Here is a 12,722-nt window from a genome sequence, read left to right on the forward strand (position 1 = left end):
TCTGGGAGGTTTGTTCGACATGACACGGATTCTACTGTCTTCCGTCGCGGCTGCGGCGGTGCTGGCGAGCGCGTCCACCGCGTTTGCGCAGACCGAAGTCCAGTTCTGGCACGCCATGGGCGGCAACCTGGGCGAAGCCGTCAACACTCTGGTCGACGGATTCAACAAGTCGCAGAGCGAGTACAAGGTGAACCCGGTCTACAAGGGTTCCTATACCGAGACCCTGACGGCCGCGATCGCCGCCTTCCGCGCCAAGCAGGCGCCGCACATCGTGCAGGTCTTCGAGGTCGGCACGGCCAACATGATGGCCGCCAAGGGCGCGGTCTATCCGGTCTACCAGCTCATGGCCGACGCCAAGGAGCCGTTCGATCCCAAGGCCTTCATCGGCCCGGTCTACGGCTATTACTCGACGCCGGACGGCAAGCTGCTGTCGATGCCGTTCAACTCCTCGACGCCGGTTCTCTACTGGAACAAGGAGCTGATGCAGAAGGCGGGCCTCGATCCCAACACGCCGCCGAAGACCTGGCCGGAGCTGGGCGAGATGGCCAAGAAGGCGGTCGCCGCCGGCGCCAAGTGCGGGTTCACGCCGCAGTGGCAGACCTGGACCATGATCGAGAATTACGGCGCCTGGCACAATCTGCCGTATGCCACGAAGGACAACGGCTTCGGCGGCACCGACATCGAGCTGAAGTTCAACGACCCCGCGCGCGTCAAGTTCATCCAGATGCTGGCCGACTGGACCAAGGACAAGACGTTCGTCTACGGCGGTCGCGAGGGCAAGTCGACGGCGCTGTTCACCGGCGGCGACTGCGTGTTCCACGTCGCCTCGTCCGGTTCGGCCGCGGGCATCGACAAGGCGTTGGGCGGCACGAGCAAGTACGGTATCGCCATGATGCCCTACTCGCCTGACGTCATCGCCAAGCCGCAGAACTCGATCATCGGCGGTGCCACCCTGTGGGTGCTGCAGGGCCGTCCGGCCGCCGAGTACAAGGGCGTCGCCAAGTTCATGAGCTACCTCGCCAGCACGCCGGTGCAGGCCAAGTGGCACCAGGAGACGGGCTACGTGCCGATCACGACGGCCGCCGCCGAGGTGACCGAGAAGGAAGGCTTCTACAAGAAGTTCCCGGGCCGCGAAGTGGGCGTCCAGGAGCTGACGCTCAACCCGCCGACGGCCAATTCCAAGGGCCTGCGCATCGGCAACTTCGTGCAGATCCGCGACATCGTCGACGGCGAGCTCGAGAACGTGTGGTCGGGCAAGAAGGACGCGAAGACCGCGCTCGACGACGCCGTCAAGGCGGGCAACGATCAGCTCAAGCGCTTCGAAGCGGCGAACAAGTAAGGTGACCTTGTCTGTGCCCTTCCTCATGTTCCTCTCCCCCGTTCGGGGGAGAGGTTAGGTGAGGGGGTTACAGGAGGTGCGTCGCTCCCTCACCCAGCCTCTCCCCCGAACGGGGGAGAGGAGACTTGAGAGCGGGGCGCGTCTCTAAGCCATGGAAAAACGCGTCACCTTCAACGAACGCTGGCTGCCCTACCTTCTGTTGGGGCCCCAGATCATCATCACGCTGGTGTTCTTCTTCTGGCCGTCGGGCCAGGCGATCTACCAGTCGGTGCTGATCGAGGATGTCTTCGGCGGCAATTCCAAGTTCGTCTGGTTCGAGAACTTCGCCCAGCTCTTCAGGGACAATAGCTACGCCCACTCGGCGCAGATCACCGTGGTGTTCAGCTTCCTGGTGGCGGCCATCGGGCTCGGCATCTCGCTGCTGCTGGCGGTGATGGCCGACCGCATCATCCGGGGGGCCACCGCCTACAAGACCTTTCTCATCTGGCCCTACGCCGTGGCGCCGGCCGTCGCCGGCGTCCTGTGGGGCTTCCTGTTCAATCCCTCGGTCGGCATCATCGCCTGGATGCTCCAGGGTATCGGCATCGAATTCAATTACGTGATCAACGGAAACCAGGCCCTGCTGCTGGTGGTCATCGCCGCAGTGTGGAACCAGATCAGCTACAATTTCCTGTTCTTCCTGGCCGGCCTGCAGTCGATCCCGAAGTCGCTGATCGAGGCGGCGGCGATCGACGGCGCGGGCCCCGGCCGGCGCTTCTGGGATATCATCTTCCCGCTGCTCTCGCCCGTCGGCTTCTTCCTGCTCGTGGTCAACATCATCTACGCCTTCTTCGGTACCTTCGGCGTGGTCGATTCGCTGACCAAGGGCGGACCGGGCAAGTCCACGGAAATCCTGGTGTTCAAGGTCTTCAACGACGGCTTCCGCGGCCAGGATCTCGGCGGCTCCTCGGCCCAGTCGGTCATCCTGATGGTCGTAGTCATCGCGCTCACCGTCGTGCAGTTCCGTTTCATCGAGCGCCGGGTGCACTACTGATGGTCGAGAACCGGCCCTTCCTCACGCTGTTGAGCCACCTCGTCGTGCTGATCGGCGTGATCATCATCGCCTTCCCGGTGTGGATGACGTTTGTGGCCTCGACGCACAGCCAGCAGACCATGCTGCAGTCGCCGATTCCGGTGCTGCCGGGGCCGCATCTGATCGAGAACTACACGAAGGTGCTGACCGAGGGCTATGGCCGCATCGGTAACACTCCCGTCCTGATGACACTGACCAACAGCATGATCATGGCGCTGGGCGTCGCACTCGGGAAGATCGCGATCTCGATCACCTCGGCCTTCGCCATCGTCTATTTCCGCTTCCCCGGCCGGATGTATTTCTTCTGGGCGATCTTCGTTACGCTGATGTTGCCCGTCGAGGTTCGCATCGTGCCGACCTACGGGGTCGTCGCCTCGCTCGGCATGCTCGACTCCTACTACGGCCTCATCATCCCGCTGATCGCCTCGGCAACGGCGACCTTCCTGTTCCGCCAGTTCTTCCTGAGTGTGCCCGACGAGCTCACCGAGGCAGCGCGGGTCGACGGTGCCTCCCCGATGCGCTTCTTCTGGGACATTCTGCTGCCGATGAGCCGGACCTCGATCGCTGCGCTGTTCGTGATCCAGTTCATCTACGGCTGGAACCAGTATCTCTGGCCGCTGCTGATCACGACCAAGGAAAGCTATTACACGGTGGTCATGACCGTCTCGCGCCAGGCCAACGTGGTCGACGGCGTGCCGAGTTGGAACCTGCTGATGGCCATGGCGATGCTCGCCATGTTGCCGCCGGTCCTGGTCGTCGTGTTCATGCAGCGCCAGTTCGTGCGCGGCCTGGTCGAAACCGAGAAGTAGGCGAGAGAGAAGCAGGGCCATGGCGCAAGTCCACCTCCGCGGCGTGAGGAAGAGCTACGAAAAGCTCGAGGTCATTCACGGCGTCGACATCGAGATTGCCGACGGCGAATTCGTCGTCATCGTCGGCCCCTCGGGCTGCGGCAAGTCCACCCTGCTGCGCATGGTGGCGGGGCTGGAGCGCATCACCGGCGGCACGATCGCGATCGGCGACCGCGTGGTCAACGATCTCGAGCCCAAGGATCGCGACATCGCGATGGTGTTCCAGAACTACGCGCTCTACCCGCATTTCAGCGTCTACGAGAACATGGCCTATGGCCTGAAGATCCGCGGCCTCTCCAAGGCCGAGATCGACGTGCGCGTCCAGAAGGCGGCCAAGATCCTCGAACTGGGTACGTTCCTGCAGCGCAAGCCGCGCCAGCTTTCGGGCGGCCAGCGCCAGAGGGTCGCCATGGGCCGCGCCATCGTGCGCGAGCCGGCCGTCTTCCTGTTCGACGAGCCGCTGTCCAACCTCGACGCCAAGCTGCGCGTGCAGATGCGGCTCGAGATCAAGCGCCTGCAGCGCGAGCTCGACGTCACCTCGATCTACGTCACCCACGACCAGGTCGAGGCGATGACCCTGGCCGACCGGCTGATCGTCATGAACGCGGGCGTCGCCGACCAGATCGGCACGCCGATGGACGTCTACGAGCGGCCGGCCTCGGTCTTCGTCGCGGGCTTCATCGGATCGCCGGCCATGAACTTCCTGGCGGGCAAGGTGGTCGAGGGCAGCCGGGCGATCGAGCTGGCCGGCACCGGCGCCGCCCGTGTCGTGCTGCCGATCGGTCTCGCAACGACGGCTGCTGACGGCACGCCGGTCGCCGTCGGAATCCGGCCCGAGCATCTGCATCCTGCGGCCGACGGTCCGCTGGAGTTCGAGATCGAGCTGGCCGAGCCGCTGGGCGCCGACACCCTGCTGCATGGCCGATTTGGCGAGGCGAGCGAGGTCGTCACCGTCCGCCAGAGCGGTCACATCCTCGCCAAGCCCGGCGAGAAGCTGCGCTTCAAGGCCGATCCCGGGCATCTCCATCTGTTCGATTCGCAGACCGGCAAGCGTATTCCCGACGCGGCATGACGCTCTGGGCCCGCATCGAGCACGAGGGACGTGCGCGCCTCGGCGCCATCGACGGCGACCGCATTCGCCTGCACGAAGGCACGATCTTCGATCCCGGCCCGGCGACCGGCGAGACGGTGGTTGCGGCCGACGCGAGCTGGCTGACGCCGACGGAACCCACCAAGATGGTGGCGCTGTGGAACAACTTCCGCGCCGCTGCCGACAAGAACGGCTGGGCGATCCCGGCCGAGCCGCTCACCTTCCTCAAGGCGCCGAACAGCTTCACCGCGCACGGCCGGGCGATCCCCGTGCCGAAATCCTACGATGGCCGTGTCGCCTATGAAGGCGAGCTCGGCATCGTGATCGGCAGGACCTGCTCCGGCGTGTCTGTGGCGGAGGCCGCGGACCATATCCTCGGCTACACCTGCGTGAACGACGTCACGGCGATGGAACTGCTGCAGCGGGATCCGTCCTTCGCGCAATGGACCCGCGCCAAGAACTTCGATGGGTTCGGCGCCTTCGGGCCGGCGGTCGCGACCGGCCTCGATCCGGCGTCGCTCACGGTCCGTACTCTGGTCAACGGCCGGGAGCGCCAGAACTATCGGGTCGACGACATGATCTTCCCGCCGGTCGAATTGGTCAGCCGCCTCTCGCAGGACATGACCCTCGTGCCGGGCGACGTCATCGCCTGCGGCACGTCGCTGGGCGTGCTGCCGATGAAGGCCGGCACGGAGGTCGAGATCGTCATCGACGGCATCGGCACGCTGCGCAACCGGTATGGCTGAGGGCCGGGCCGCGCCCTGGGGTCAGACTTTCGTGAGGCGGCGGCCGGCGTTGGTCAGGCAGGCGCCCCGGACGTCCTTCAGTTCCAGCCAGCCGCTCGAGGCCGCATGGCTGAACGCAGCCTCGGTGGCCGCGTCTTCCTTCAGGTCGAGGCGGCGCATGACCGTGTCCATGGGCACCCAGTGCATGGGGCGGCCACGGGTATAGATATGCATGTCCCGGATGATCTTGCGGGCGAGCGACTCGGCGGAATTGAGCATTGGCCCACTGTGACAGGTCGCGTCGTCTGCCGCATCCGCCAAGTGGAGGGCTTCCCTTTGCGGAATGGGGAACGACTTGGGTAAACGCCGCAGTCCCTGTCGTACAGGGGATGGTACAATTCCAGTCGTAAGCTTGGTCCAATCAAATCAACCGCGTAGAGCCACATGCTGTTCTCTACCTACAACATCCACTACGGCGTCGGTTCCGACGGCCAGTATGACGTCGCCCGCATCGCCGACGCGGTGGCCGAGGCCGACATCGTCTGTATCCAGGAAGCCGTTTCCGGCTGGCCGCAGAACGACTTCGCCGACCAGACCGCCGAGATCGCCTCCCGGCTCAACCGCTATCACTGGTATCACGGCGCCATGGAGTCCGACGCCAGCGAGGTCGGCGCCGACGGGCGGATCGTCAATCGCCGCCGCAGCTTCGGCAACGCGGTCATTTCGCGCTGGCCGATCATCTGGGCGCGCGGCCATCTCCTGCCCAAGACGCAGCTCGTCGACCGCTTCGACCTGCAGCGCGGCTTCGTCGAGGCGTCGATCGCGACGCCGGCCGGACCGCTACGCGTCTACAGCGTCCATCTCAGCCATGTCGGCCCGCAGCAGCGCCTGCCGCAGGTCCGCGCCCTGATGGACACGGTCCTCAATGCCGAGCGGATCGGTGCGACGTGGGACAGCGCCGCCGGCTCGACCTTCATGTTCCAGGAGCGCCGGCCCGACGTGTCGCGCGCCGCCATTCTTGCCGGCGACTTCAACTTCACGCCGGACCATCCCGAGTATCCGCTGGTCTGCGGCGAGACGAGCTACTACGGCCGCCTCGGCACCACGATGCACCTGGCCGACGCCTGGATCGCCGCTGGCAACAGCGAGGCGGAAGTGGAGTCGTTTCCCCGCGAAGGCCGGATCGACCATGTCTTCGTTACGCACGACCTGACGCCCAAGGTCAGGCGGGCCTGGATCGGCTACGGCATCGTCGCCTCCGACCACTGGCCGGTCTTCGTCGAGTTCGATCTCTAGGGTTTTTCCGATCGAGATAGAATCACCCCTGCCACCAACCTCATGCTGAGGAGGCCCGCAGGGCCGTCTCGAAGCATGGGCACGAGCACCACGTTTGTTGCCTATCCTTCGAGACGCACGCCTTTGGCGTGCTCCTCAGGATGAGGGTGGTGTGTGGATGAAGTTGAAGCGGAAAGACCCTAGCCGGTCGCGCGGACGTCAGCGCAGCTCGAACGGGTAGATCACCTTCCAGTCGTTCTTCATGTCGACGATGGTCCAGTGGCGGCGCAGCGCCTCGTCCCACGCCTTGTCGAGCTGGCCGACCGCGGAGGGGCGATCGTAGGCGTATTCGCGGACGGCGTCGGTATGGTGTACGAGGCCCATGAAACGCGCGCCGCTGCCCGCCGCGGTCCATTCGAGCATCTGCTTGTCGCCGTCGGAATTGCCGAAGGCAAAGACAGGGCGCCGGCCGATGAACTGGTTGATTCCTTCCGGCTTGCCCGGGCCGTCGTCGATGAACATGACCTTGGCCTCTTTCACCAGCTCCGGGCTGCCGTCCGGCCGCAGCCGGTAGCGGGTGACGCCCGAGGAGCCCACGACCTGCTCGGGCGGAATGCCGTAGACGTGCTCCGTCCATGGCCGCATGAACTCGATGCCGCCGCCGGAAACGATGAAGGTCTTGAACTGCTGGGCGCGCAGCAGGGCCAGCAGCTCGAGCATCGGCTGGTAGACGAGATCGGTATAGGGCCGCTGGAAGCGCGGATGACGGGCGGTCGCGATCCAGTCGGCCACCGCCTTCGCGAAGGCCTCCGTCGTCAGGCCGCTATGCGTCGCCGCGATGATCTCGAGGAAGCCCTTTTCGCCCAGCGCCGCCAGGGCGGCCCGGTCGTCGGCCAGTACCGACCTGAAGGGCTCCAGGGTGCGCCATTCGGGATGCTGCGGCGCCAGTGCCTTCACGCGATCGACGGCGAAGGCGATCTGGACGTAGATGGGCTGCTCCGTCCACAGCGTGCCGTCATTGTCGAAGCAGGCGATGCGCTCCGGCACCGGCACCCAGTCCGGCCCGCCGGGGGTCGTCGTGCGCGCGATGAAGTCGAGGATCGACCGCTTCGCGGGCCCGTCGTTCCAGGAAGGCAGCGCGTCGGCCTGTGCGAATCCCGGACTCACCATGCCCCCGGCCGCCACCGCCCCGGCGGCCGCCGCCATGCCCATCATCAACGACCGACGCTTCATAGCAGGCTCCAGAATTTCACGGCGATCCTATTTGGCCAGTCGTTCCGACGCGACACGGATACGTCCGCTGCGGCGGGCCTTGTCGAGCGCTTCGTGATCGCGCTCGGTTTGCCGGGCATAGGCGAGGGAGAAGCTGGCGATGGCCTCGTCGAGGGCCGCGCTGTTGCCGCAATAGCCGGCAATGGCGGCGGCATCGCCCGACTTCGCATGAGCCAGCGCCAGCGCCCAGCCGCACAGCGTGCAATATTCCTGGAAGCCGGCGACGCCCCGGGTGTTCCCTTCCTCCATTTCGATGCCGCCCTTCATGTCGGCGAGCTGGCGGACATAGAAGTCCCGGTCGTTCAGCTGTCCCCAGCCCAGGAAGATGTCGGGTGATCCCTGGATCATGCGCTGGCCGACCACGACGCGGCGGCCCTGATTCTCGAACGGCATCCGGTAGTCGGAATAGGCCGCCAGCACGGACGGCTGGGCCTGCTTCACTTGCAGGAACAGCGGATCGTCGCCGTCGTTGCCCATGAGCAACACGACCCAGCAGCCGGTGCCGACGCTGCCGACGCCGACGACCTTGCGAGCGACATCGACGATGCGATAGCGCGACAGGAGGCGGCGGCGATCGTAGGTCAACGACTCGAGATACGAACTGAGCATCGCATCCAACGCCTGCTCGATGGGGGTCCCGTCTTCGGTGTGGCTCTCACGAACCACGAGGGGAATGGATTCGACGATGCGATGCTCCCCCTCCACGAGCTCGGCCAGCTTGCCGAGAACGCGCTGGTGTCCCTTGGCACGGGCCTTGTCGATCAGCTTTTGCGCATTCTTGCGCGCCCGGGGCGACAGGCCGGCGAGCACCGCGTGCTCGTCGATCCTGTCGTACCAGGTGGCGAGATGGCCCATCTCCGCATAGCGGGCGATATGCTCGCGATAGGACCTCACGGTTTCCGCCGCAGCGTCCGAGGCCTGTTGCTTGTCGCCCCCCATGAAGCGCACCGCCACGGCGGCGCTGGCGGTCAGGCGCTTGAGGTCCCACTCCCAGGCGCCGGGGAAGACCTCGTCGAAGTCGTTGATGGCGAACACCAGGTCGCGCTCGGCCGAGCCGAAGACGCCGAAGTTGGAGACATGCATGTCGCCGCAGGCGTTCACCTGCAGGCCGGTCACCGGCGTCGTGGCGAGGTCCGAGGCCATCACCGCAGCCGAGCCGCGCAGGAAGGCGAAGGGCGAGGCCAGCATCCGCGCGAAGCGCACCGGCACGAGCTTCTGGGCACGGCTCAGGTTCTGCGCTTCGAGGATCGCTACGGGATCGGGTCGATCGGCGCTCTCGTGAAAGGTGGCGTGGCTCTCTCGCGGCACCACCTTGCGCAGGCTCTTGCCGGCTGCCTTGCGTTCGCTCACCGACCGTCGCGGCGCGGCGAACCGGCCAAGGGTCTCGCCGGGCGAGGCCGATTTCTTGTCGTTGAAAGGCGCATCGATGTCCGGTCGTGCGGCTGCCGTGCTCATGTCGAAACTCCAGGCGGCCCGTCGCCGCGTCTGCCAGACTAACCTATCGATGGATGCGCGAAGTGGACGAGGTCGATACGGATTGTGCATCGAGTTCTTCGCGGCCACGCCTAACCGGCGTAGAATTTGCGCCCACGCACAGGGAGACGAACATGGGCACCAAGATCCGGACCACGGCGGGACGCGGCCGGCTTTACGACAATGTGCTCGACACGATTGGCGACACGCCCTGCATCCGCATCAACGCCCTCGCCCCCAAGGATGTCACGATCTACGTCAAGGTGGAGTCCTTCAATCCCGGCGGCTCGGTGAAGGACCGCCTCGCCGTCAACATCATCGAGGCGGCCGAGCGCAACGGCACCCTGAAGCCTGGCCAGACCGTGGTCGAGGCGACCAGCGGCAACACCGGCATCGGCCTGGCCATGGTCTGCGCCCAGAAGGGCTATCCGCTGGTGGTCACCATGGCCGACAGTTTTTCGATCGAGCGCCGCAAGCTGATGCGCATGCTGGGCGCCAAGGTCGTCCTGACGCCGCGCGCCCAGAAGGGGCTCGGCATGTATCAGAAGGCGGTGGAACTCGCGAAGGCGAACGGCTGGTTCCTGGCCCACCAGTTCGAGACCGAGGCCAACGCCGCGATTCACGAGTCCACGACGGCGCGCGAGATACTCGCCGACTTCGAGGGCAGCCGGCTCGACTATTTCGTGAGCGGCTACGGGACCGGCGGCACGGTGACCGGCGTGGCGCGGGTGCTGCGCCAGGAGCGGACGGAGACGAAGATCATCCTGACCGAGCCCGCCAACGCCCAGCTCCTCGGCAGCGGCAAGGCGCAGGAGCGGGCGGCCGACGGGTCACCCGCCGTCAGCCATCCCGCGTTCGAACCGCATCCGATCCAGGGCTGGACGCCGGACTTCATCCCGCTCGTGCTGCAGGAGTCGATCGACAAGAAGTATTACGACGAGCTGCTGCCGGTCGTCGGGGCCGAGGGGATCAAATGCGCCAAGGCGCTGGCGCAGAAGGAGGGCATCTTCACCGGCATCTCCGGTGGCTCGACCTTCGCCATCGCGCTCCAGGTGGCGGAGAAGGCCGCGCCCGGCTCGGTCATTCTCTGCATGTTGCCCGACACCGGCGAGCGCTATCTCACGACGCCGTTGTTCGAGGGCATCATCGACGACATGGACGAGTCCGAGATCGCCATCTCGAAGTCCACGCCCGGCTATCAGATGGGGTAGGGGCAAAGACAAAGGTCCCTCGCTTACGCTCGGGATGACAACATTCCTTGCATCGGCGCACTGCGTCGATCACAGCCCTATTGTCGTCCTGAGCGAAGCGAAGGACCTTTAGGCTCTTTCGGTTGGACCCGAGTCACTCCCGATTCGTGAACCGGGCATTGCCCAGGCCAGTGCCGATCGTCATGACGCCCCAGTGCTCGACGTCCTTCATGTTCGGCACTTCGCTCAGCCCCTGAACGACGGCGTCGTTGTGGATCTGTATGAAGATCTCGTGACCGTCGATCTTGGGCAGATGAGTCGACAGGGCAGCGGCGAGGTTGAACGACTTGCCTTCCCAGTTGCCCGGCAGGTTCTGGCCGCCCTTCAGGATGGAGCCGTGCTCGTCGATCAGGCCGGGGCAACCGATTCCCATGAACGGCGCGAGCTTGATCTTTTCCTGTTTCGCGCGGTCGATCAGCTTGTTCAGCATCGCGGCGATCTTCTCGATGGCCTCGTCGCGGTCGGGCTCGTCGTCAGAATGCCGCCAGACCTGACGCTTCCAGACATCTGCTTCCTCGACGTCGCCGCGCTTGCCCGAATTGAGCTCGACAACGCCCACCCGCACGTTGGTGCCGCCGATGTCGACCGCGAGGATGGCATCGTGCCCAGCCATCACCCAGCTCGGGGCCAGGTGCACGGCGCCGATAAGCCCGGCCTCGTCGGGATCGTTCTGGATGGCCGCGAGTTCGATCTTGATGCCGTCGGCCGCCAGCATGATGCCGGTTCGTCCCATCGCCAGTTCGCCGATCCGGCTGCCGATCATGCCGCCGCCGATCACGATGCGCTGCGTGTCCTTCCACGTGTCCAGCCGGAGGAAGCGGCGTATCACCGTCGTCAGCTCGCCAGCGAACTCCTCGACGACGGTGTGGACCAGACCCGCTGAGACTGCGTCGCCGCTGGACAGCATCTTGTCGAGCTTCGATTTCGAGATTTCCTCCATCGGCACGTCGCCGAACGGGTCCTCTCCGCGCTCCTTCAAGCGGTCCCGCCAATCGGCCAGGATGGCATGGAAGGCCCGGCGACTGGCGCGATCGCCGATGAAGCCCTCCTCGTCGCGCAATTCCTCGTTGTAGGTATCGACGGTAACGGCGGGCAGGACACGGCCGCCATGAACGAAGACGGAGGGAGCCTCGACGGACTCCCCGGCAGATGCGGCAGTTTCGGTTCCGGTCCGGGCGCTCATGCGCATCTCCCCCTGTAAGGCCTCATGAACGGCCGGGACGGGGTGAAAGTTCCTCGACCTCGCTTTCCTCCCCCTTCCTGCGGCAGGAAGACATGGCAACAGTTCGGCCATGCTCCGCGTTACCGGCGCGATGAAACTGTTCAAATGCCAGAGCTGCCAGCAGATCCTGTATTTCGAGAACGATGTCTGTGTGAAATGCGGACACAAGCTCGGATACGTCCCCGAAGTCGCGACCGTTTCGGCGCTCGAGCCGGAGGGCGAGTTGTGGCGTGCCCTTGCCTCGCCGGACGTGCTCTACCGCTTCTGCGCGAATGCCCAGCAGGCCGCCTGCAACTGGCTGGTCGAGTCCACGTCTTCCGAGACCTTCTGCCTGTCCTGCCGGCACAACCGGACGATCCCCGATCTCACCATTCCCGACAATCTGGCCCACTGGCAGAAGATCGAGATCGCCAAGCACCGGCTCTTCTATTCGCTGCTGCGCCTGAAGCTACCGGTACCGACCAAGGTCGAATCGCCGGAGGAAGGGCTGGCCTTCGACTTCCTGGCCGAGCTGCCGCAGTCCAATGCGCCGCGGGTCATGACGGGTCACGACAACGGGCTGATCACCATCGCCCTGGCCGAGGCCGACGATGCGGTGCGCGAGCAGAACCGGGTCGCCATGCACGAGCCCTACCGGACCTTGCTCGGTCATTTCCGGCACGAGATCGGGCACTACTACTGGGACCGGCTGGTGTGCAACGGGGGCCAACTCGACGGCTGTCGGAACCTCTTCGGCGACGACAGCCAGGAATACGCCCAGGCGTTGCAGGCCCATTATGCCAACGGCGCCCCGCCCGACTGGCAGGCGAACTTCGTCAGCCATTACGCGAGCTCCCACCCGTGGGAGGACTTCGCCGAGACCTGGGCGCACTATCTGCACATCGTCGATACGCTCGAAATCGCGCGGGCCTTCGGCCTGTCGACCCAGCCCCACCTGGCCAAGGGCGAGGAGCTGGATGCCACCGTCGACTTCGATCCCTATCGAGCTTCCGAGATCGGCCAGCTCATCGACAGCTGGACGCCTCTGTCGCTGGCGCTGAACAGCCTCAACCGCGGCATGGGTCAGCCGGACGTGTATCCGTTCGTGCTGTCGCCGCCGGTGATCGAAAAGCTCGGCTTCATCCACCGGCTCGTCCACCCGGCCCCGTAAGCCGGA

12 protein-coding genes are annotated in these 12,722 nt (G+C 65.4%); 8 read left to right on the forward strand and 4 right to left on the reverse strand.

Annotation, left to right across the window (positions count from 1 at the left end):
• The first annotated feature begins 19 nt into the window (after nucleotides 1–19).
• The 5 genes from ugpB to Q7V45_RS16470 all read left to right on the forward strand — a co-directional run bounded on the left by ugpB (nucleotide 20) and on the right by Q7V45_RS16470 (nucleotide 5,095).
• Complete coding sequence (gene ugpB, locus Q7V45_RS16450) at nucleotides 20–1,339, forward strand: sn-glycerol-3-phosphate ABC transporter substrate-binding protein UgpB (protein WP_304853981.1); 1,320 nt, start codon at nucleotides 20–22, stop codon at nucleotides 1,337–1,339.
• A gap of 151 nt (nucleotides 1,340–1,490) precedes the next feature.
• Nucleotides 1,491–2,372, forward strand: coding sequence for a sn-glycerol-3-phosphate ABC transporter permease UgpA (gene ugpA / locus Q7V45_RS16455; RefSeq protein ID WP_304853983.1), 882 nt, complete (start codon nucleotides 1,491–1,493; stop codon nucleotides 2,370–2,372).
• Nucleotides 2,372–3,220, forward strand: a complete 849-nt coding sequence (gene ugpE / locus Q7V45_RS16460) for a sn-glycerol-3-phosphate ABC transporter permease UgpE (RefSeq protein ID WP_304853985.1) — start codon at nucleotides 2,372–2,374, stop codon at nucleotides 3,218–3,220. The genes ugpA and ugpE overlap by 1 nt, the downstream gene beginning before the upstream one ends.
• 19 nt (nucleotides 3,221–3,239) lie before the next feature.
• Nucleotides 3,240–4,331, forward strand: coding sequence for a sn-glycerol-3-phosphate import ATP-binding protein UgpC (locus tag Q7V45_RS16465; protein WP_304853987.1), 1,092 nt, complete (start codon nucleotides 3,240–3,242; stop codon nucleotides 4,329–4,331).
• The gene (locus Q7V45_RS16470; RefSeq protein ID WP_304853988.1) at nucleotides 4,328–5,095 is read left to right on the forward strand and encodes a fumarylacetoacetate hydrolase family protein; all 768 of its coding nucleotides are present in this window, start codon (nucleotides 4,328–4,330) and stop codon (nucleotides 5,093–5,095) included. The genes Q7V45_RS16465 and Q7V45_RS16470 overlap by 4 nt, the downstream gene beginning before the upstream one ends.
• 21 nt (nucleotides 5,096–5,116) lie before the next feature.
• Here Q7V45_RS16470 and Q7V45_RS16475 read toward each other — a convergent pair whose 3' ends face one another.
• Nucleotides 5,117–5,353 carry a hypothetical protein gene (locus Q7V45_RS16475; protein WP_304853989.1) on the reverse strand — a complete coding sequence of 79 codons (237 nt, stop codon included), beginning with the start codon at nucleotides 5,351–5,353 and terminating at the stop codon, nucleotides 5,117–5,119.
• A gap of 165 nt (nucleotides 5,354–5,518) precedes the next feature.
• On the opposite strand from Q7V45_RS16475, the gene Q7V45_RS16480 reads away from it, so the two are divergent.
• Nucleotides 5,519–6,370 carry an endonuclease/exonuclease/phosphatase family protein gene (locus tag Q7V45_RS16480; RefSeq protein WP_304853991.1) on the forward strand — a complete coding sequence of 284 codons (852 nt, stop codon included), beginning with the start codon at nucleotides 5,519–5,521 and terminating at the stop codon, nucleotides 6,368–6,370.
• Between the two features lie 198 nt (nucleotides 6,371–6,568).
• On the opposite strand, the gene Q7V45_RS16485 is transcribed toward Q7V45_RS16480, so the two are convergent.
• Together Q7V45_RS16485 and Q7V45_RS16490 are read right to left on the reverse strand one after the other, a co-directional pair.
• On the reverse strand, nucleotides 6,569–7,555 hold the full coding sequence (locus Q7V45_RS16485; RefSeq protein ID WP_304854099.1) for an HAD family phosphatase: 987 nt from the start codon (nucleotides 7,553–7,555) through the stop codon (nucleotides 6,569–6,571).
• 54 nt (nucleotides 7,556–7,609) lie between these two features.
• A complete protein-coding gene (locus tag Q7V45_RS16490) occupies nucleotides 7,610–9,076 on the reverse strand; it encodes a DUF2252 domain-containing protein (RefSeq protein WP_304853992.1) in 1,467 nt (488 codons plus the stop codon).
• Nucleotides 9,077–9,228: 152 nt separating this feature from the next.
• Here Q7V45_RS16490 and cysK point away from each other — a divergent pair, with 152 nt between their 5' ends.
• Nucleotides 9,229–10,305 (forward strand): cysteine synthase A, encoded by a 1,077-nt coding sequence (gene cysK / locus Q7V45_RS16495; protein ID WP_304853993.1) that lies wholly within the window; start codon nucleotides 9,229–9,231, stop codon nucleotides 10,303–10,305.
• Nucleotides 10,306–10,438: 133 nt separating this feature from the next.
• On the opposite strand, the gene Q7V45_RS16500 is transcribed toward cysK, so the two are convergent.
• Nucleotides 10,439–11,527: an ROK family protein gene (locus tag Q7V45_RS16500; protein WP_304853995.1), complete on the reverse strand. Its 1,089-nt coding sequence runs from the start codon at nucleotides 11,525–11,527 to the stop codon at nucleotides 10,439–10,441.
• A gap of 130 nt (nucleotides 11,528–11,657) precedes the next feature.
• Between Q7V45_RS16500 and Q7V45_RS16505 the strand changes: the two genes are divergently transcribed.
• Nucleotides 11,658–12,716, forward strand: coding sequence for a putative zinc-binding metallopeptidase (locus tag Q7V45_RS16505; protein WP_304854101.1), 1,059 nt, complete (start codon nucleotides 11,658–11,660; stop codon nucleotides 12,714–12,716).
• Nucleotides 12,717–12,722 lie beyond the last annotated feature (6 nt).

Source organism: Reyranella sp., assembly GCF_030651995.1.
In the GTDB taxonomy this organism is placed as follows: Bacteria; Pseudomonadota; Alphaproteobacteria; order Reyranellales; family Reyranellaceae; genus Reyranella.